The 22,570-nt window shown below is 33.0% G+C and carries 14 protein-coding genes; 2 read left to right on the top strand and 12 right to left on the bottom strand.

Going from position 1 to position 22,570, the window contains the following annotated elements; translation table 11 throughout:
• Positions 1–62: 62 nt before the first annotated feature.
• The 3 genes from QLS71_RS07495 to QLS71_RS07485 all read right to left on the bottom strand — a co-directional run bounded on the left by QLS71_RS07495 (position 63) and on the right by QLS71_RS07485 (position 4,807).
• Positions 63–1,175 carry a hypothetical protein gene (locus QLS71_RS07495; protein WP_308991653.1) on the bottom strand — a complete coding sequence of 371 codons (1,113 nt, stop codon included), beginning with the start codon at positions 1,173–1,175 and terminating at the stop codon, positions 63–65.
• A gap of 206 nt (positions 1,176–1,381) precedes the next feature.
• Positions 1,382–4,153: a TonB-dependent receptor gene (locus QLS71_RS07490; protein ID WP_308991654.1), complete on the bottom strand. Its 2,772-nt coding sequence runs from the start codon at positions 4,151–4,153 to the stop codon at positions 1,382–1,384.
• Between the two features lie 267 nt (positions 4,154–4,420).
• Positions 4,421–4,807: a carboxypeptidase-like regulatory domain-containing protein gene (locus QLS71_RS07485; protein ID WP_308991655.1), complete on the bottom strand. Its 387-nt coding sequence runs from the start codon at positions 4,805–4,807 to the stop codon at positions 4,421–4,423.
• Positions 4,808–4,967: 160 nt separating this feature from the next.
• On the opposite strand from QLS71_RS07485, the gene dgt reads away from it, so the two are divergent.
• Complete coding sequence (gene dgt, locus QLS71_RS07480) at positions 4,968–6,308, top strand: dGTP triphosphohydrolase (protein ID WP_308991656.1); 1,341 nt, start codon at positions 4,968–4,970, stop codon at positions 6,306–6,308.
• Positions 6,309–6,517: 209 nt separating this feature from the next.
• Here the strand turns inward: dgt and QLS71_RS07475 are convergent, their stop codons facing one another.
• Positions 6,518–6,967, bottom strand: a complete 450-nt coding sequence (locus QLS71_RS07475) for a hypothetical protein (protein WP_308991657.1) — start codon at positions 6,965–6,967, stop codon at positions 6,518–6,520.
• Between the two features lie 278 nt (positions 6,968–7,245).
• Positions 7,246–7,662, bottom strand: coding sequence for a TolC family protein (locus QLS71_RS07470; RefSeq protein ID WP_348636628.1), 417 nt, complete (start codon positions 7,660–7,662; stop codon positions 7,246–7,248).
• A gap of 160 nt (positions 7,663–7,822) precedes the next feature.
• Between QLS71_RS07470 and QLS71_RS07465 the strand changes: the two genes are divergently transcribed.
• Complete coding sequence (locus QLS71_RS07465) at positions 7,823–8,251, top strand: hypothetical protein (protein ID WP_308991658.1); 429 nt, start codon at positions 7,823–7,825, stop codon at positions 8,249–8,251.
• A 203-nt stretch (positions 8,252–8,454) separates the two neighbouring features.
• On the opposite strand, the gene bglX is transcribed toward QLS71_RS07465, so the two are convergent.
• From bglX to QLS71_RS07430, 7 genes are all read right to left on the bottom strand, one after another.
• Entirely contained in the window at positions 8,455–10,743 is a 2,289-nt protein-coding gene (bglX, locus tag QLS71_RS07460) for a beta-glucosidase BglX (RefSeq protein WP_308991659.1), read from the bottom strand.
• 2 nt (positions 10,744–10,745) lie between these two features.
• Positions 10,746–11,834: a glycoside hydrolase family 16 protein gene (locus tag QLS71_RS07455; protein WP_308991660.1), complete on the bottom strand. Its 1,089-nt coding sequence runs from the start codon at positions 11,832–11,834 to the stop codon at positions 10,746–10,748.
• Between the two features lie 77 nt (positions 11,835–11,911).
• Positions 11,912–12,814, bottom strand: a complete 903-nt coding sequence (locus QLS71_RS07450; RefSeq protein ID WP_308991661.1) for a glucan endo-1,3-beta-D-glucosidase — start codon at positions 12,812–12,814, stop codon at positions 11,912–11,914.
• A 12-nt stretch (positions 12,815–12,826) separates the two neighbouring features.
• On the bottom strand, positions 12,827–14,968 hold the full coding sequence (locus QLS71_RS07445) for a hypothetical protein (protein WP_308991662.1): 2,142 nt from the start codon (positions 14,966–14,968) through the stop codon (positions 12,827–12,829).
• Positions 14,969–14,979: 11 nt separating this feature from the next.
• Positions 14,980–16,461 carry a RagB/SusD family nutrient uptake outer membrane protein gene (locus QLS71_RS07440; protein ID WP_308991663.1) on the bottom strand — a complete coding sequence of 494 codons (1,482 nt, stop codon included), beginning with the start codon at positions 16,459–16,461 and terminating at the stop codon, positions 14,980–14,982.
• 9 nt (positions 16,462–16,470) lie between these two features.
• The gene (locus QLS71_RS07435; protein ID WP_308991664.1) at positions 16,471–19,488 is read right to left on the bottom strand and encodes a TonB-dependent receptor; all 3,018 of its coding nucleotides are present in this window, start codon (positions 19,486–19,488) and stop codon (positions 16,471–16,473) included.
• A 228-nt stretch (positions 19,489–19,716) separates the two neighbouring features.
• Entirely contained in the window at positions 19,717–22,527 is a 2,811-nt protein-coding gene (locus tag QLS71_RS07430; RefSeq protein ID WP_308991665.1) for a triple tyrosine motif-containing protein, read from the bottom strand.
• Positions 22,528–22,570 lie beyond the last annotated feature (43 nt).

Genomic DNA, 22,570 nt, shown 5'->3' with positions numbered 1-22,570 from the left:
CTAAAAACAAAAAGCATCCCAAATGGGATGCTTTTCAATTATATAAAACTAATTGTTTCTTATTAGTTGTTAATCCATGCTGCCCAAGTAGGTAGCGTAGCTCCAGAACCAGCACCTGTTTCAGCTGAAACATAATCAGTAGTTAAGTTGCTTGCACTTACAAAGTTTTTACCATTTACTTTAAAGTCTCCAGCGGCAATTCTTGCAGCTGCAGCAGTTCCAGCATCTACTTTAGCAAATGTCTCGATACCTGAAACAAATAAATTAGTATATAGTTGTTTTCCACCACCATCTTTAAAGTTAATAGCTTGCTCAGTAGCTCCAAATTTGGCATCACTTCCTTTTACAATTGAAACATTTGATAATTTAGCATCTGTCATTGGAGTTATGGCACCATTTTGCTCATTATTTGATCCTTCAATACCTGCTTTAGTAACCCCTGAAATATATATATTGTTAATAGAACCAACATATCCATCAGCGAAATCTAAAGAATCATCATAAGAATTTATGATTATTAAATTAGACGCATTTACAGCACCACCAAAAAACTCAATACCATCGTCTCCACTTTCAAAAGTGTAAATATTAGAAACTTGAGTTCCGCTACCTACTCCAAAAAACGAAACACCGTTATATTCTTTGCTTGAAGAGAAATTAGAACCAGTGTATTTAATTATTAAATAGTTAATCTTACCTGACGAATCTGCATTGTTATTACCACCATATAGTAAGCCTCCAACTTCAGATGTTCCATTATCTCCTGTATTTACTTTTCCATCACCACATATAATTAGACCTCCCCAATCACTTTGCTCAGGTGATGCTTGCCCTGAAGTCATAATTACAGGGTTTGCCGCAGTTCCGTTAATATTAATTGTTGCTCCTCTTTCAACAGCAATATATAGAGTGTTTGGATCTACTCCAACTGTAGGATCTGATTTTATAGTAGTTCCAGCAGGAATTGTTAAAGTAGCGCCAGATTTTACAACTAAACCACCAGTTAAAGTATAGGTTTGAGATGGATCTAAAGTAATAGTACCATCATTAATGTTTCCTTTTAAATCATCTACTTTCAACTCGAAAGTACTTTTATCTGATGATCCATTATCGTCACTACAACTTGTAAAAGCAAGGGTAACAATTGCTGCTATTGCTAAAATTGATTTTTTCATTTTTGAATATTTTTTGTTTTATTTTATGTGGCAAAGAAAGCACCAAACTGTTTTTAATAGGTTAAGCCTTTATTACCTTGTTGTTAAGTATTTTTATAAAAAGGTGATTTGAGTTAACATAAATTTTACATAAAAGTGTATAAAGCAAAAAGGTGATTGAATATATATTCAATCACCTTTTTGCTAATTTAAAAATCGTATTTTTTTTAAAACTTATATTCTAACGAAAGTTTTAAATCAGAACCTATTTTGTATGAACTAACTAAAATATCGGGTGTTGTGCTCCCAGACACTTCACTTTGTTCCAACATCCTTTCATAGATTGGGTTTAATATGTTTTTATAAGATACTCCTAGTTTTAGATTCTTTGTTAAGTTAGATTTAATAATGAAATCTAATCTGTTTATAGACTTATCAACCATATTACCTAAGCCAGAAGTTCCAATAACAGCTAATTTGTCTGAAAAATAAGCATAAGATAAGGTTGCAGATATATCTTTATGTTTAGCAAATTCCTTTAAAAAAGTAATGTCGGCATTTGCTAAAAAATCGGATGCTCCAGACAGCTTCACCTCATCAAATGTAAAGTTTGCACCAAAACCATTTTCTTCCAAAACTTTATCTTTATCTAAATCTTGATTGTGATAAATGTATGAGCCATTTATTCCAAATGATAATTTATGTTTTAAATCGTTTTCATTTTCGATTTCAAAAACATTTTTTCTTAATTCAATTTCAGCACCTACTACAGTTGCTTTTTCACCTGTATTAGCATAAGTAATGTTTCCAGAAGAAGAATTGGTAAACATTTCGTTAATTGGGTTTTGAATTAATTTACCAAAAGCAGTTACCGAAACTAGTTCGCTATTACTAGGGAAAATTTCCCAACCTAAGTCTACATTATAATTGGTTGATGCATATAAATTCGGATTTCCTTCATAGCCTTGGGTTACTTCTTCAAAAAATAATTTGACTTTTTCCTTAAATTGTGGCAAAGTATAAGTTTTACTTGCTGCAAATTTTAAATTTTGCTTATCATTTAATTTATACTTTGCAGTCAAACTAGGTAAAAAATTAACAGGAGTATAATTAGACGTATCACCACTTGGTTCAAGTGAAGTAACATAATATATACTTTGGTCTATCTGTTCAAATCGAGCTCCTAAGATAACAGATAATTCATCAGATATTTGATATTCCAGATTCCCATAAACAGCATGTATATTTAAATTGCCATTATAAAATTGAGAGAGCTTGCTTGATCTATCTCCATCTGTCAAATCAAAGTTTGAAGCATTTAGGATAGAATCCATATTATGAATATCTTCAAGGGGGAAGTTAAGTAAATTTGGAAAAAACGAGTATTGTTGCGAATCAAAAGAAATATCTTTTAGCTTTCCAGAATACCCTAAGGTTAACTTCCCTCTATACTCAGCTTCCTCTATTTCATTAAAATTATAAGACACTGAAAGATTTGCGGACCATTCATTTTCCTGTAAATCTTGAAAATAACGATGATTATATATACTAGAATCGGTAAAGAACGTATAATTGGGCGAGCCATCACGAGCAGGAACAAAAGTATTTTGCATACGGTCTGGAATTACATTATTTAAAATACTGTAACCAACGGCCCAATTGGCTTCCCATTGCTCATTAATGTTGTGTTTGCCTAATAATTGGTTTATGAATAACTGTGTTTTATTGAATGTGCCACGCTTAATAAATCCGGATAGATTACCTGATCCAGAAGCTCCTCCATCAAAATTCACATTAGTGCCTTCATATTCACTATAATCTTGTGAGCTTGAGTTTAAGAATAACGATGTAAATAATACAGAATTGTTATTATTAACTTTGTAATCTGCAGAACCCATTATCGTTGTATTGGTGTTATGTTGGTATGATTTTTTGTAGAAATCAGAATTAATAGTACCTTGGGTATTGATGTTACCTCTGTTTATCCCTTCAATATATTTATTATCAGCATCAAAAGTAGCTGTAATAAAGGTGCCTAAACGACTTTCATCACCTAAATTGAATTTTTTTCCAGCAGATAATGAATAACTATTGTTAAAGGTGTTTTTACTTGTTTGTCTGTCCCAGCTTGTTTCATAATTATAAGGTAGCAACGGATTACTTGGTGCGCTTCCAAAATCAAACCCTAAATACGATGGACCATCTTGCAAATAAAAGTCATCCACTTTTAAAACATTTGTATTAGCACCTAAACCAACACCTACCGTAACAAATGGCGCTCCAGAGAATTTTTTAGATACAATATCAATATTTGCACCGCCAAAATCGGCATAATTTTGAGATTCGAATGTTTTGCTTATTCCAACATATTCAACAATGTCGGTAGTAAAAATGTCTAAAACAATATTTTTATTTGAAGGATTGTTAGAAGGCAATGGTAAGCCGTTTAACGTTGTAATGTTATAACGATCGCCTAAGCCTCTAACAAAAATATTACCAGAACCTTCTTGTTTAGAAATACCACTTACTTTGGTTACAGCAGTAGCGACATCGCTAACACCTTTTCTTGAAAGTTCATCGGCTCCAATTGATGCTTTAAAACTTACAGCTTTCTTTTGTTCTAATAATAACGCCGTTTCACTTTCTCTTTTTGTTGTGGTTGTGATAACAATTTCCGATAAGGATGCAGCACTTGCACCCATAGGCACATTTACGGTTGTTACCTTGTTCGCAACAACATTTACCTGGATTTCCTGGGTTTCATAACCAACGAAACTAAATACAAGGGTATAAGCACCTGCTTCTAAATTTTCAATACTATATAAACCATCAATATCCGATGTAGTTCCTTTTGTAGTACCTTTTATTAATACATTCGCAAAAGCCAATGGTTCATTATCGTATTCTTTGTCGGTTAATTTACCAACCACAGAACCTGTATTTTGGCTGTATGACATTGTTGCTGTAAATAGCAGAAACAATAGGGTTAATTTTTTCATTTTTTTTAGTTTTTATCTGGTGCAAAGAACGAAACACAAAATGAATAGGATGTTACGGGTAGGTTAAACAACGGTAACAAAAGCGTTATGTTAATGTTACCGAATCGTTGATTTCTAAACATTAATTTAACATTGCTTTTTTTAATGAACAGAAATATAATGTATATAAAATGTGTGGATTCAGTTTATATTAATAAGTGAAAAACCCATTCTTTTTTTGAATAGAAACAACTATGAAGATTTTACTTTTAAATAATAAAAGTTGTGTTAATTTATAACAGCAGTCGATTTAGTATCTTCTTGTGCTACGCTAGTAAGTAAAGCTAACTCACTTAAGGATATGGTGCTTGCTGCTAAAGATAATTTTATTTCAGTAGCTTGTAAAGCATCTACATGTACGTTAATTTCTTTGGTTTCATAACCAGCAAAACTACAGACTAAGGTATAATCGCCAGCTTCTAGGTTTTCTATAACAAATACACCTGTTAAATCCGTATTTAAATTAATAGAAGTTCCTTTTACCAACACGTTAGCAAGTACTAATGGTGCATCATTCAATTCATTATCTAAAACTTTACCAACGATCAAGCCCGTGTTTTGCCCAAAGGATAAAGCGGTAAAAAGGAATAGGGCAATATAAATTAAATGTTTCATGCTGCGATTATAAATAACAATGCAAAAAAAACGAATCCACTTAAATTGTATGTTACTTAAACATTAAAGAACAATCATTTTAATGTTACCATAATGTTACCAGATTTTCAATTTTAGTTTTGCTGAATTTAGTTATCTTGCCCAAGCATAAAATTTAACAATGAACTGGGAACAATTATTATCATTAAAACGCTTTGGCGACACCAATAAACGCATACGAAAAGAACAAGACGAAACCCGTTTAGGTTTTGAAGTCGATTATGATCGCGTTATTTTTTCGTCTGAATTTAGAAGTTTACAAGATAAAACCCAGGTGATTCCTTTATCGGAAACCGATTTTGTACACACCCGCTTAACACACAGTTTAGAAGTAAGTGTTGTGGGGCGCTCTTTGGGGCGTTTGGTTGGAAAAAAACTATTGGAAAAGCATCCGCACTTGCAAAATGTACATGGCTATCAAACCAACGATTTTGGGGCTATTGTAGCCTCCGCAGCTTTAGCGCACGATATTGGAAACCCGCCTTTTGGTCATTCTGGAGAAAAAGCCATTGGCGAATTTTTTAAATCGGGTGCAGGAAACCAATATAAAAGCCAACTAACAGAAAAAGAATACCAAGATTTATGCGATTTTGAAGGCAATGCAAACGGTTTTAAAATTCTAACCGAAAGCAGAGTGGGCAGAAGTGGTGGTTTACGCCTTAGCTATGCTACCCTAGGTGCATTTACCAAATACCCAAAAGAATCCTTACCTAAAAAACCAACCACCCATATAGCCGATAAAAAATATGGGTTTTTCCAAAGTGAAAAAAAAGCATATGAAGATGTTGCGAACGAATTAGGTTTATTAAAACGTAGCGACAAACACCTAAGTTACGCACGCCATCCGCTCGCTTTTCTAGTAGAAGCCGCCGATGATATTTGTTACACCATCATCGATTTTGAAGATGGCATCAACCTAGGGCTTATTCAAGAAGAATTTGCTTTAGAGTACCTGTCTAAAATAATACGCCACAACATCAAGCCCGAAAATTATTATGCGCTTTCCTCCAGAGAAGACCGTATTGGTTATTTGCGTGCCTTAGCTATAGGAAGTCTTATTAACGAAACGGTCGATATTTTTATGAACCATGAAGAAGCCATTTTAAATGGTGATTTCGACTGTGCCTTGTTAGATAAAAGCAAATACGATGCACAAATAAAGGATATCATTAAAATAAGTGTCGAAAATATTTACCAATCTACCGAAGTGATTGATAAAGAAATTGCAGGTTATGGTGTTATCAACACGCTGTTAAACACCTATACCAACGCTGTTAATAATACCTTTGAAGGCGTTGCATCCAACTACGACAAACTTATTTTAAAAGGCTTGCCAAAAACTATAAAAGCAAACGATACCAGTTTATACAACAGACTTTCAAGTGTGTGTTATCACATCTCGTTACTATCAGATAGCAAAGCCATATTGGAGTATAAAAAAATAAAAGGGATTAGTTTTTAAATGTTTTGGGCGTTACCCGAAGGGTCGCGCTTTACGTTGCAAGTCCTCGTTCGTACCTCACTCCGGGCTTTCCACTACAATCGCTAACGCAGAATTTGAAAAAACAAAAAGCACTTAGCATAACAATTAAAATACGCATATAATTTACCTCGAATTATATTTGCTCATCTCTATTATTGCTGTTTTTAATCGGGCTCCAAAGAACCCTTTTATGGTTTTTCAATAATAATATTATCGTTTTCTATTTTCTTGTTCATTTGCAAATTTAAATTAGAAAACGCGATCAACAAGTCTTGTATGTTTACAAGTAGTTCTTTTTTGCTTGTGGTAGATAAATTAACTAAACTTTCTAGTTTTAAAATTTTGGTTTCCAAAGCAGAAATTCTTGATAAAATAGACGAACTATCTACATCGTTCGGGATGTTTTGTTTTAAGTTGACTAATAATTCTTTAACTTCTTTATTGTTGTTTTGAAAGAAACTTAAATCGGCCTTTTTTACGTTATTAATAACCTCACTCAGTTGCTTGTAAGCCTCCCAACTTATCATTAAATTTTCAGTTCTAGTGTCTAGAATATAATCAGTGTATTTAATTTTTGAAATATCCTTTTCTTTAATTTCCAGACTATCATTTGTTTTGACTGTAGTTAGTTCCCTCATTTCCTGGTTTTTTTTACAGGAAAAGATGATAACCAAAAAGCATATAATACTTAAATACTTAAAATTCATAACTAAATGTATCGTATAAAAAGCAAAGATATAAGATTCGTTTCTGTTTATTTAGTCTCTAACTGTTTAATATTTCAAATATTAATTGTTAATCAATTTTCAGAAATAAAAAAGAAGAACTGACTTGAAATAGCCCGTTGGGAAACAAGAATACTATTTTCCTCCTTTTTAAAACCCAATGTATTAGAAAAACAAGTATTACTTTATAATTAAAACTTTCCTCTATAATAATCTAAAACCTTCACACGTAAAAGATATTCATATTTAGCATTCGTCAAGTTAACTTTTGCATTCTCCAAATTATTTTTGCTTGAAATATAATTAAGGAAATTAGACACTCCATTATTAAACCTTATTTCATTTATACGATAAGATTCTTTATAAACTTCAACTTGCTTTAAGAAACTTTGATGCTTATTATAAGCCGATTCCATATCAAAATGTACCTGAGCAATAGTATTCTTAATGTCTTGATAAGTACGCTCTAATTCCAATACAGATTCCTCTACTTTAATTTTCTCTAAAGCCACATTATTCTTAGCTCTAAAACCATTGAAAAGGGATACACTAACAGCCACACCAATTACTGTGTTTAAATTAGTATCTAATTGATCTTTATAACTGATATTCTGGGAATCAAAAGACGTCTGTTCTGTTAAAACTGGTAAGATTTCCGATACGGTTTTTCAAGTTGAAGAAGATGCTTTTAAGTTAATAGTCATTCAGAATATTGATGATACTTTAAACAAAAATGAATCAGAATCTTGGAAAAAACTATTAAGTGTGATGACACATGAAATAATGAATTCTATTACACCGATTTCATCTTTGGCAGATACACTACAAAAAAATCTACAACTTGCTATTGAGCATCCAGAAAAAACAAGATTAGAATTAGAAGACTTAAATGCTGGTGTAAAAACCATTAAAAACCGAAGTGAAGGGCTTTTAAAATTTGCTAAAACGTATCGCAGTTTAAGCAAAGTAACTCAACTTAACCTACAGCGCGTTAAAATTGAGGACCTATTTAATAATATACAACGTCTTATGGAGCCATCCATAAAAGCTAAAAACATACATGTAGAATTTAATATTACGTCTCCAAAATTAGAGTTAGATATAGATATGCATCTTATTGAGCAAGTTTTAATTAATCTTATTTTAAATGCTGTTGATGCTTGTAAAAATGGAGAAAATGCACTAAAACTTTACTGAAATAGACCAAAGTTAAAAGGAACCGTTTAGGCTGCAAACGCAACAACCATTAAAAAGCAACTTAATCCCTGTTCGTATGTTTTCTTAACGCAGAATCTGAATGCAAAATAAATGAAAATTTTATTTCTATAACTCTCAAAAATACGTTTGACCAAAATTTAAAAAACATCAACAAAGATGGACTTCCAACAAAATTTGTACATCTATTCTAAATTAAATTTAGATTCTAAAACAGTTTTAGAACTGCCACCAACATATACTTTAAATTCACCAGGTTCTAAAACAAATTCACCTTCATTATTAAAGAATCCTAATTCTTTATTTGTTAACTTAAACTTGATGGTTTTTTGTTCATTTGGTTTTAATTCAATCATTTCAAATCCTTTTAATTCTTTTACAGGTCTTGTTACACTTGCAAATACATCTTGAATATATAATTGAGCTACTTCTTTTCCTAATAAAGTTCCTGTGTTTTTTATTTCAACGGAAACTTCAACTGCTTCATTTGAAATTTTATTCACCACTAAATTGCTATAATAAAAAGTAGTGTAGCTTAAACCATGTCCAAAAGGGTATAGTGGATCGTTACTTTCATCTATATAATGAGACCAAAACACTTCATTTGGTGCAGGGATAATAGGTCTACCTGTATTTTTGTAATTGTAATAAATGGGTACTTGACCCACATTTCTTGGGAATGACATAGGTAACTTTCCACTTGGGTTGTAATCGCCATATAAAACCTCAGCAATGGCATTTCCACTTTGCGTGCCTAATTGCCACGCTTCAACTATGGCTGGGACGTGTTCATCTGCCCAAGTAATAGTTAAAGGCCTTCCGTTGTTTAAAACCAAGACAATATTTTTGTTCACTTTATATATGGCTTCCAAAAGTTCTTGTTGAACCCCTGGTAAGTTTAAATCGGTTCTACTTCTAGCTTCCCCGCTTTGAAACCCGTGTTCGCCCAAAACCATTACAACAACATCTGATTTTTTAGCTGTTGCTATAGCTTCAGAAAAACCACTTTTATCTTCAGTATTAATTTGTAACTCTATGGCGAATTCGGTTTTCCCTATTACTACATCGGCACCTTTTGCATAAGTTATTTTGTTGCCTGTATATTTTTGCAATCCTTCTAAAACAGATACAGCTGTATTGTCATCAGCAGCAATACGCCAGCTTCCTAACGAACTTGTTTTATCGGCAGCCAAAACACCTATTAAAGCAATATGTTGTCCTTCTTTTTTAAGAGGAAGTACTTGGTTCGCGTTTTTAAGCAACACGATAGATTTTTTAGCTACATCTAATACTGCATCATGAATTTCTTTGCTTCCAGTGACTTCTTTTTCGTAATCTTCGTTGCAATATTTATAAGGATCATCAAAAAGCCCCAATTCAAATTTCACTTTTAAAATGCGTGTTACAGCATCATCAATTAATGATTCTTTTACTTTTCCTTCTCTAACCAAATTTGCTAATTCATCAACGTAAGCATAGGATTCCATATCCATATCAGAACCTGCTATAGCAGAAAGTTCAGCAGCATGTTTCTTATCTTTAGCATATCCATGAGCAATCATTTCGTTGATAGAACCCCAATCGGATACTACAAAACCATCAAAACCCCATTTTCCTTTTAAAATATCGCGTTGTAAATACACATTACCTGTTGCAGGAATTCCGTTTAGTTCGTTAAAAGAGTTCATAAATGTTCTTACCCCAGCATCCATAGCCGCTTTAAAAGGTGGAAAAATGATATTGTTAAGTGTTGAAGTTCCAACATCAACGGTGTTATAATCTCTACCTGCTTCGGCAAAACCGTAACCCGCCCAATGCTTTGCACAAGCTGCAATGGTTTGATGAGAAGATAAATCGTCTCCTTGAAACCCTTGAACTCTTGCTATGGCAATTTTGGAACCTAAAAAAGGGTCTTCGCCGGCACCTTCCATAACACGACCCCAACGCGCATCTCTTGAAATATCGACCATAGGAGCAAAGGTCCAATTGATCCCTGCTGCTGCAGATTCTTTTGCGGCAACTCGTGCCGATTTTTTAATAGCTGCCAAGTCCCAACTTGCAGCTTCGGCTAAAGGTATTGGACTTAACGTTTTATAACCGTGTATCACATCAAAACCAATTATTAAAGGAATGCCCAATCTGGTTTCTTCTACAGCTATTTTTTGAACGGCTCTTACTTCCTTAACGCCTCTAACATTCAGCATGGAACCAACATAGCCTTTTTTTAGATGTTCATATTTTTTTGCTGCATCACCATCGGATGGTTTTGGACCTGTAACGTTCCAAAAACCATTGTATTGATTCATTTGCCCTATTTTTTCTTCTAAAGTCATTTTAGAAAGCAATTGGGTAACTTTATTTTCAATTGTTTGATTAGAATTATTGATATTGTCCTCTGAATTATTGTTCTGCTCTTTACAAGAAGCAACTAAAATAAAGGCAATAAGCAAACTATATAAACTGTTATTTTTCATAATTATTGATATACTTTTATGTAATCTATCTCCATTACAGATTCTATGAAATTTGGATCAATAGAAAACCAACTACCACCCATGGCGACATTTAAAATTAAAAATTGTGGAGCTGTATATGGCCAAGTGCTGCTGTTTTTTTCTGTTGGTTTATAGGTGTATTTTATGTTTCCGTCTATAATGAAGTTTAATTCGTTTTCTATCCATTCTAGACTATATATGTGGAATGCTGTTGCATAATCATTTATTGTTGTTTCACCTACTTTTGTATTTGCACAACCACCAGAACAAGAAGGTGTATGTGTAGCACTAGAAATTATGGCAGGGTTGTACCCCCAATGCTCCATGATGTCTATTTCTCCACAAGCAGGCCAACCTACATTATCTATATTGGCTCCCAACATCCAAATAGCTGGCCATGTACCAGAACCACTTGGTAGTTTTGCTCTTACTTCAACACGACCATAAGTAAACTCGAATTTTCCTTTTGTTAATAATCTTGCTGAAGTATATTCTGAACCTTGATAGTTTTCCTTTTTCGCTGTTATTTTTAGCACCCCATTTTCAACTTTGACATTATCAGTTCTATTGGTATAATATTGTTTTTCACCATTGCCCCAACCATTATCCCCAGTTCCTATATCATAACCCCATTTTGAAGTATCAGGAGCTCCATCTGTGTTGAATTCATCCGACCAAATTAATTGTGGGTCTTTTTTGGCAACAAAAACAGTTGCCTTTTTAAAATCGCTGATAGCATTACCTGTACTTGAATATGCAAATACGGTTATAATATAATCGTTGGTTCCTTCGGTTGTAAACGTGTAATTAAAGAAACCATTAGCACTTGTTACTTCGGCATTGCTACCTATTTTAAAACCAAAAGAAACTGCATTTGTTGCCAAAGCTGTGCATGTAATTAAACCAGAGCCATCTCCGTTCGGATTGCTAGCATCCTTACCAGAAAGATCAATGGTTAATACCAGGTTTTTTGGAATTATTTCTTTTGGTTCTTCGATTGTTGAAGAATCATCATTACCTCCAGAGCAGGATAATAAAAGCATCAACCCTAAATTGATTATGTAAAGCATCTTTTTAAACATTTTTTCGTTTTTAACTATTCATACTGGATAGCGGTTTTCTATCCGTATCCAAATATGATTTTGTATTAATCTGCTATTAAAATAAAATTCCAATCGAATTGATTATTCCCGTCGGTGGCAATTAATGACATGGAATTGTCGGTTCTAGCAAATATTTTATATGAATGTGGTGTACTGCCACCTATATAATAACCTATAAATCCTAAACCACTTAAACTTAACGTTTCAACACCACCAGGAGCTGTTAAAGTCCACGATTCTGAATAATCTGCGTAAGAGTATTTTAATATATCATCACCATCTGCTGTACCATCGCCAGGACCACCAATTTCATTAATAAGCCCGTTGCGACCAAAAACAGCTCCATCATCACCAGTATCGTGAGTAAAGGTTCCATCGCTATTAAAAATATAACGGTCGTCATACATTCCAGAAGTTGATTTATCGGGTGTTCCTCCGTTCGGGAAGTACTCTCCTAATCTGGTAGTTCCAACAGGTCCTAAACCAAAATAATTAGGCGTTTCATAAGCAATTCTCCAAGATCTAGAACTGTTAGATGTAAGCATGGTTAATAAATCTGCTGGCGGCTCGTATAAAGCTTGCACTTCAACCTCAATGGTTTTGGTAGATGAAACACCACCGGTTCCAAAAGCAATTACAGTAACTGCATAGGTGTTTGTACCAAGCGTTGTAAATGTATGAGATACGCTACCTGATTTTTGAAGCTTTGTTTGCCCCTGTATTACAAATTGATATGCGGTAGCTTTATCGGCTTTTGCTGAAACTTTAATTTCGCCACTTCCTAATCCTGGAGCGGGTGATTCTGCACCATCATCAATATAAGTAACTATTATTTCAATATTTGAAGGTGCTATAAGGTCTCCAAGTTCGTTGTCATCATCTTGACAGCTAGTGAATAGCATTGATATTGAAAGGAATATTCCTATTATATATTTTATATTTTTCATTTCTTTCATTTTTTAATTATGATATTTAAAATCATCGATATACCCAATTACTTTATCAGAATTACCTTCACCGTTTAACTGAATAACAATTCTACTAAAATCTGTCCTATCAAGTGGGTTTTGTTGTCCTAATACAACATCTGAAGCAAAATCAAATGTTATTTCTTGCCATTGATCTAATACAATAGTTTTTTCAATAACTGTTTGTAATACCCATGGTTCTGCAGCAGTACCATCTTGGAGTTTTAATTGAATTTTATTAGTTTGACTTCCTGTTAAACCTGAAGTTGGTACATAAAGCTTTAACGTAAATTTGCTTTTCTGATTCAAATTAAAATTAGGAGTCACATCAAAACGAATGTTGGCATAATCACCACTTCCATTATCATCGTATTTTAAAACAGTGTTGGAGTAATTCATCCCTGTTTTTAAAACACCTATTGGAAAAGCAGTGTCTACAACTGAGCCATCCTGAGCCCATGTAGTGATAGTACCATTGCCCTCAAAATCATCTGTTGCAAAAGGGGCAGTATCTGCAGGTGGTGTTGAACCATAGGCAAAATCATCAAAATAGCCAATTACATGATCCGTATTATTCTCTCCATTTAACTGTAAAACGACTCTATTAAAATCTGTTCTTGCCAAAGGATTGGCTGAACCTAATATCCCATCATTAGCGAAATCAAAAGTGATTTCTTGCCATTGATCTAAAACTATATTTTTCTCAATAGCAGATTGCATAGCCCAAGGCTCTGCCGCTGTACCATTTTGTAGTTTTAATTGAATTTTATTTGTTTGGCTTCCTGTTAAACCTGAGGATGGTACATAAAGTTTTAGTGTAAAGGTACTTGAAGTAGATAAATCAAAATTTCCAGCTGCATCAAAACGAATGTTAGCATATTGACCTCCATTATCATCATATTTCAAAACTTTAAGAGAGGTATTAATTCCTTTATTAAAAACATTGGCAGTATTTAATGTTAATACTGAAGCATCTTGTGCCCAAGTTGTAATATTACTATTACCATCAAAATCATCAAAAATTAATGGTGCGTAATTGGATACTGGTCCTGTAGTTTGCTTAATGTTATCAATATAGAATGTCCAGTCTGCACTACCAGTTCCAATAGTTCCAATATCAAAAAATAATACAAGTTTTTGATAGCTTTTGCTTGTATCAATTTCACTGAAATCAAATGTTACTTCTTCCCAAGTGCTATTTCCTACTGTTGTAGCTTCAACTTCCATATTAGTGCTAGCTTCTGTTAGGTTTTCTAATTTTAATACAACCTTACCGCCGGCTCTTGGAGACCAAACATTCATTGTAATGAATTTTTTAGTAGAAAAATCGATTGGTGCAGATAATGTAATTACGTTTCCTGCCCAATTTTCTGGACCTCCTTTTACTATTTTACCAACTTTAGAAGAACTGTTTCCGTTTGTATCCGGATTGTCTATAACCTCGTTAGAAGCGCCTCCAAATCCTTGAAAAACAGTCGCATCAAAAATTTCAAAATCAATAGGTAATTGAGTTGGTTTTTCAATGGTTATTACTTGGGTAGCTTCTGTAACTTCGGTACCTCCGCTTAATGCTACCACTTTTATGGTATAATCGCCAACACTTAGATACTCAAAACTTACTGTTTCATCTAATGCTAAAATAGTTGGTTCTTCATCAGTATTAGAAGTATCAAAATAAACAAGAAAAGAAGCTGCGTAATCTGCAGTAGCAGATACGTTTAGCACAAAAGGGTTTGAGCTATCTATTTCTGCTTTTACTTCTAAATTTTCTGGTGCTCTAAAATAAACGGGGAGTTCTTTGGTTACTTCTGTTTTTAAACCTGTAATACCAATAGCTTCAATAACAACAGAATATGTACCTTCGGTATAAATGCGGGTTGTACTTTCTCCTTGTTTAACAGTTACTTCTTCCCCTGTTCCATCACCAAATTTTATAGTATAACTAGTTGCATTTTCTGCATTTGGTGTTATAGTTACTAACCCTGTATTATCTTGAGTAATTTGGAACAATGCTGAAACGTTTGATGGTGCCACCACATTATCTACAAAACTCAAATCGTTATCATCTTCAGTACAATTAAAAAAGACGATTACAATCAAGCTTAAACTAAATATATACTTTAATGTTTTCATATCTTATTTTTTTAGTTTTGATATCCTGGGTTTTGTACCCAAACGTTACCAGATAATTCTATTTCTTGGATAGGAATTGGAAAAAGCTCATGTTTTCCTGTTTGAAAACCAGGGATAGCTTGAGCAGCTCTTCCTGTTCTAACCAAATCGAAAAAACGGTGTCCTTCACCCACTAATTCAACACGACGTTCTTTGTAAATATCGTTTGTTAAGTTGGTTCCTGTAGTTGTAACATTGCCTAACATGGCTCTATTTCGAACTCTGTTTAAATAGATTTGAGCTCTAGCATCGCTAATAGAACCTCTGTTTAGTGCCTCGGCTGCCATTAACAATACATCTGCAAAACGTATTGCACGAAAGTTGTTAGGATTTGTAAGTGCTGCATCGGGACGGTTGGCATCTCCCAATCGTGCTATGTACTTTCTATTAAAATAGCCTGTTTGCTCATATCCAGCATCTTCATTATAACTGGCTGTTGGGTTTTCTTCAATCCATTTTTTAATATCTAAAATAGAATAGTCTAATCTAATATCTCCAGGCTCAAAAGCATCTACAACATCTTGAGTTGGTACATTAAAACTATATCCGAAATCGAAAACCGGACCTACATAGCCTCTTACACCATTAAAACCAACAGCATAATTACCTTCTAAACATTGAAAACAATCGTATGAACCACCGTCAACATCAGAATATTGAATTTCGAAAACAGATTCTATACTATTTTCATATTCGTTCTCCCACATTAATGGAGCAATGTTTGAAGGCAATAAATCATAAGGACCTTTGTCTATTAAGTTTTCAAGAACAGTAGCTGCTTCCGTAAATTTTTCTTGATACAAATATGCCTTGCCTAACAATGCTTCGGCTGCACCTTTTGTAATTCTTCCTGTTTGGCTTTGTGTGTAAGGCAAATTGTCTACCGCAAAAATTAAATCTTGTTCTATTTGAGCATATACTTGCGCTTTAGGGGTTCTTTCAATTCCAAATTGATCACCAAATTGAATACGCTTGTCTACCACTAAAGGCACATCTCCAAACCATTTCACCAATTCAAAGTAATAGAAAGCTCTTAAAAATCTGGTTTGAGCTAAAACACTTGTTTTGTTAACAAAGTCGGTTTTATTTTGAAACTCCATGATGTAGTTGGTACGATTAACCCCCGTGTACATCCATGTCCAAATATTTCTAAGTTGGGCATTTACTGGTGTGTGAATCATATCATCAATTTCTTGTATACCGGGTGAGTCCGTAGCACTTTCACCTCCCGCAAGTGTATTGTCTGATGCTATTTCGGCAACTTGAAATTGTTGTGCCGTTGCTTGTAAATAATCGTATGCAGCAATTAATGCGTTTTGATAATCTGCTTCCGAATTAAAGAAATCTTCTGAATTCTCGTCTTGTGAAGCCACATCAATAAAATCGTCAGCACATGAAAACATTGCTATAAAAGCGAATGAAACAAGAATCTTTATAGTTTTTAAATTTTTCATAATACTTAATTATAATTTTAAGTTAATACCTAATAAAAATGTTTTAGCGCTAGGATAAAACCCTTGGTCTATACCACCTCCAATAGGCGATCCGCTTGATGTTGTTGGATCGTAACCTTTGTATTTTGTAAGTGTGAATAAGTTACTTGCTGAAACATAAAGTCGTAGTTTGCTTATTCTAGAGTTTTCAAACGCCTTATCTGAAAATGTATAGCCTAATTGTACATTTTGTAATCGAACAAACGAACCATCTTCAACATAAAAATCTGAAAACAAATTATTTGGAGTAGCTCCGTTAGAAACTCTAGGGAAAGAGTTACTTGTGCCTTCTCCAGTCCAGCGTGCTAAATAAGAATTTGTTCTATTTGTAAGCTGTTGACCACGCTCGTAATTACGTGCAATTTCATTTCCAACTGATGCAAAAGCGTATGCTGCAAAATCGAAGTTCTTATAATCTAAAGAGATATTAAGACCCATTGTGGCATCTGGTAATGGATTGCCTATATTGGTTTTGTCATCGAGTGTAATCGCTCCGTCATTATTTTGGTCTACATATTTAATGTCTCCAGGTTCTGGAGTAATGTCTCCAACAGCCGATGCGTTAATTTCTGCTTGGTTTTGAAAAATTCCAGCAGTTTCATAACCATAAAAATATCCTATTGGAAATCCTGCTTCCATTCTAGAAGGTGCAGGTTGACCAATGCCAAAACCTCCGCCTTCAAGAAAGCCAGTATCGGTGTTTACATATAAAACTTCATTTTTAATGTAAGTGACATTGTATTTGATGCTGAATTTAAAATTATCGTTAAATCGATCTGAATAGCCAATAGCAAATTCAAGTCCTTCGTTTTCAACAGTACCTCCATTTACAACGGGTGCACCGCCTGTACCTAACAATCCTGAAACTTCTGGAATTACCAATAAATCTTCCGTTCTTTTCTTAAAATAATCGGTAGTAACATCCATTTTATTATTAAAAAAACGCATATCTACACCAACATCGAAGGTTTTTTGTTTTTCCCATCTAATTTCAGGATTGGCAATACCACCTGCAGCAGTACCAATAAACTCTTGATTATCAAAAATATAAGTTCCTTCACCATTTAATAATGAAATATATCTATAATCACCTATTCTGTCGTTACCCAAAATTCCATAAGAGGCTCTTACTTTTAATAAATTGAAGACGTTGCTGTTTTTAAGGAATTCTTCGTCTGAAGCTACCCAACCAATAGATCCTGAAGGGAAAAAACCAAATCTGTTTTCAGGTCCAAATTTTGTAGAACCGTCTCGTCTTAATACAGCCGATAGTAAATATTTACCATTGTAATCATATTGTATCCTTCCAAAATAGGATAGTAACCTAGAATCGAAAGTAGCATTTCTGCCAGTAAATCTGTTAATGTTTTCAATATCTGTAGCTTGATCTAAATTAGCATTTACAACACTATTTCCTATAATATCAAATCCTGTAGCCCCTGTAAATTCACCTGTTGTTTTAAATACCGATGTACCTAAAAGTACATTGACATTATGGATGTCATTAATTTTGTTTTCATATTTAATAAAGGCATCAAATGTATAATCTCTGAAGTAATTTAAACTTTCATAAACACTACTTCTATCAACGTTACTATTCTTTCCACTTCCAAAATAAGCTATTGGATTAAAAACTTTTGATGACACTTCAGAATAATTAAACTGAATGTTTGATTGTGCAGTAAAATGATCTAGAAAATTATATGATAGTCCCGCATTTCCACTTAATTTCAGAATCTTGCCTCTGTCATACGTGTCGTCTATTTGAGCTAAAGGGTTAATAACTTCTCCACCTAATCCTTCTGCCAACGTATATTCACCTTCCTGATTATATACAGAAAATGTTGGTGCCATATTAATGGCATTAAAAAGCACCGACGAATTTGAGTTTTCTGGAAGATTTTTTTTGTTGGTTCTCATTAAAGTAAGACCAGAAGTGAATTTGAAATTTTCTAAAAAATCTAAATTATAACTCGCATTATTAGTGAAACGTGTGAAATTAGATTTGTTTCCACCCACAATACCGTCTTGTGTTAAAAAAGAGCTACTATATGAATACGTTGCATTTTTGCCACCACCTTTAAACAAGATGTTGTGATTTGTAATAGGCGCACTTTCAAAAACCAGATCTTGCCAATCTGTACCAATACCTAAACCCAATATGCTAGAATAAGGAGGTACATTACCCCCAGCGGCATAGGCTTCATTAACAATTAAAGCATATTCTGTAGCATTTAAAACCGGTATTTTTCGAGTAGTTTCTTGAAAACCGCCATAAACATTGTACTCAATGGTTAAAGGCATTTCTTTACGACCCGTTTTGGTTTTTATAAGTATAACACCATTTGCGGCTCTAACACCATAAATACCAGCTGTAGCATCTTTAAGAATGTTTATGCTTTCAATATCATTTGGGTTTATAACGCTTAAATCTTCAATAACATTCCCGTCTACTAAAATTAACGGTTTATTATCACCATTGGTAGACACCCCTCTAATACTAATTGTAGATCCACCACCCGGTGTACCAGATTGTGACGTAATGTTAACACCCGCAACTTGTCCCTGTAAGGCTTGTTCAATACGTGTTGGTTTTAAAGCTTCAATAATTTCACTAGAAAGCACACTAACAGCTCCCGTTATTTCCTTTTTAGTTTGTGTACCATAACCAATTACAACAACTTCATCTAGCTTTGCTATATCTTCCTGAAGTGTTATTGTTAAATTGGTAGTGCTGCTAACTTTAACTTCTTGGGTAACATACCCTATATAACTAATAGTTAGAATGGAGCCTAATTTTACATCAGCTATTGTAAAATTACCATCAAAATCGGTAGTTGTTCCTTTAATTGTGTTTTTTACAATGATATTAACTCCTGGTATAGGTATACCGCTGTGGTCTAGTGTTGTTCCGCTTACATTTACATTTTGCGCACTTGAATATGCAATGAAAAGAAAAGCAAAAATTTTAAAGAGATAATGTCTCATATACATTTAGTTTTAGTTTCTATAAATTTAATTTTAACAATTGATGTATTGTAATTTTAAACCACAACAAAAAACATACACTTTATAAAAAAGGGTTCTTTTTTATTAAAATGCTAATAAATAAGTTTGTTATTGATAAAAACGTAATTTGAAGAGTTTAGTTTTTACAAGCCTAAAAAGCAGAAATGTTGTGGTGTTGTATAGGTAAAAAACACGTTTGTTGTGTAGTTATATTTTTAAAATGTAATCTGTCAAGCTATCATCGTGCTCTAAATTCATTTTTTTACGCAATCTATAGCGTTTAACTTCTACACTTCTTGCCGATATGTTAAGTAGCGGCGCTATTTCTTTGGATGATAAATTAAGTCTTAAATAGGCACACAAGCGTAGGTCGTTAGATGTTAATGCAGGATGAATTGATTTTATTTTTTTTAAGAAGTCTTTATCGGCATTATTGAAAGCTTCTTCAAAAGCGTGCCAATCGTCTGTATTGTTTATATTTCTATCTATAATTTTTATAACCTGCTTTAAATTTTTCTCATCTTGAGCTTTTTGTAATTCTTTTTTAATATTGTTTAAAAACTCGTTCTTTTTAATTAAGCTCATGGTTGAGATGCCTAACTCTCTATTTTTATTTTCAATATCCTGTCTTAATTTATCATTATTAAAACGCATCAACTGTTGTTTGTTTTCAAGTTCTTTTAGCTCTAACTCTTGTTGTGTTTTTTTAACTAACTGTTCTCGCTGCTTTCTATAATAGCGCTTATAAATGTTGTGCATTAGTAAAGAAAAAAGTAGAACAAAAAGCACATATGCCGCTATTGCTATATTAGATATATACCAAGGCTTACCAATTGTAAACGAATATGTTTCGGTATTTGAAGAAAACTGGTTTCCTAATCTTCCTCTTACTTGGAATGTGTAACTGCCATGAGGTAAGTTTTCAAATAATGCATTTGAACTAGTTGACCATTTACTCCAGTTGTTGTAAATGCCATCCAATTTGAATTGATATTCTGCTAATATATATTTTTTGTATTCGGGGATGCTAAATTCAAATTCAATATTGTTTTCATTGTTTTTGTAATCTCCTTTTTCATTTCTATTGATTAAATTAAATCTATATCCATTCTTATAAACACTAGTAGAAATTGAATTAATATTTATTTTAAAAGTTGTATTGACCATTTTATCTAAGTCAATCAAAATATAACCCTGCGATGTTCCGTATAGGTATAGGTTGTCTTTAAAATAGGATATATTTTCGTAACCAGAAACATCATTTCTTAAATTAGTAGGTAATGAAATTTGTTTAACTTTTGGGATATCGCTTAATTTTCTGGGTGCTATGTAGCTTATATTGTATTTAGAAAATCCCCATAATTTGTTAGACCTTTTGTCTGTAACTAGTTTTCCCGAAACATAATTTTCTTTACTGAACAATTGACTATAAATAGAGTCTTTAATGAATTTTTGTTCTTTTGTATTATACTTAAAAACGCCTTCGCTGTAGCTATATAAAATATCATTTTCGTATTTAATAAGACTTGATTTAGATCCTTTGGGTACCGAAGATTCTTGTGTAACACTGGTGGCCTTGGTTAAATTAGCATCTAATTTTACTTTAAAAACACCTTTGTATTCATGGTTAACAAAAATTTCAGTGGGACTAACCATTTCAAAATATCTACTTGAAATATCAAAACCCTTAATTTTATTTTTATGTTTCCATGTTCCATTTACCTTTTCAATAATATTTAAGCCATTGTAATTGCCTTGTAGAAGCACATCATTTCTGTTATCTATTTTTTTTATTTCCCAAGTACCTAAAACATCTAAAACCAATGTTGCCTTATTACCATTTACCACAAAAGTTCCCGAATTGTGACCACAAAAAAGGAAGTCATCAATAGTTGTTAAACACCAAACAGCTCCTTGAGTGCCATTTATAAGCTTAAACTCTTTGCTTCCTTCTTCTTTACAAAACAAACCTTGATTAGTTCCTAAATACAAGTAACCATTATAATTTATTGAAGTATTTACAGAACCTATATTTCCTTTTTGATCTTTGTAAATACTGAATGGTGATTTGATGTTAATACAGTTTATACCGTTTTCTAACCCCAACCAAATATTGTTTTCTAAGTCTTCAAAAACAGATAGTACTGTATTATTTCTTAACCCGTTGGTGTGGTCTATTTGATAATTAATACGACCTTCTGGTGTTAAATGAATAATGCCGTTTGAAACACTGCCTAATAAAAAACTGTTGTCTTTTAATTGGATGCTACTGTAAATTCTAATTTTTGAAAGCACTTGGTTTGCAGGAATCTCCCATTTTTTTAACTCCTTGTTTTTTAACTGGTAAAAGCCAGCATCTTCCGTTTCAAACAAAACACTATCATTATGATAAAATATGTTTACAAGAAGATTTTCCTTTAAAATTGAATTATTTGAAACTAGTTTAGATTTGCCATTTTCAATTTCATAAACCCCATCTTTTACTTTTTGAAAATAAATGCTTTCGTTAACCTTAAAGATTTTGTAAATGGTAGTGTTAGATTCAATAATTGAATAAGCTTGTGTTTGTTTGTTGTATATGTATATTCTGTTTAATGATTGAAACAAAATCCAGTCATCAATTGTAATAATGTTCCAAATTTCTTCATCATCAAGAAAAAGAATGTTTAATTTTTTTGAAAGAGCCGTGTATTTTAAAGCGCCATATATATTGTGTTCCCAATAACCAAACTCCCTATAACTTCCAGTGTAAATAAAGTTATCTATTACCTTAACTGACCTAATAATTGTTTGGTTATAAGATGTGTAAAGGCTCCATTTAGCCCCATTAAACTCTAAAAGCCCCTTGTTGTTTGCAACATAAATATATTTATCTTTAGATTGTGATATGGCCCAATTTTGATTTTCAGCACCGTAGTCTGTAGGGTTATAGGCTTCTATAGGAGGTCTTTCTTGAGATTCTAAATAGAAGTAAACACAAAATATTAATATTGAAAAAATTAGTTTAGTAGGTTTCAAAACAAAGCATGTATTGTTGTATTACTAAGTTAATAAAAATAAG

Source organism: Mariniflexile litorale, from assembly GCF_031128465.2.
GTDB classification, from domain to species: domain Bacteria; phylum Bacteroidota; class Bacteroidia; order Flavobacteriales; family Flavobacteriaceae; genus Mariniflexile; species Mariniflexile litorale.
The sequence above is the reverse complement of the archived record's forward strand: the minus strand, read 5'-3'. Positions and strand labels throughout refer to the sequence as shown.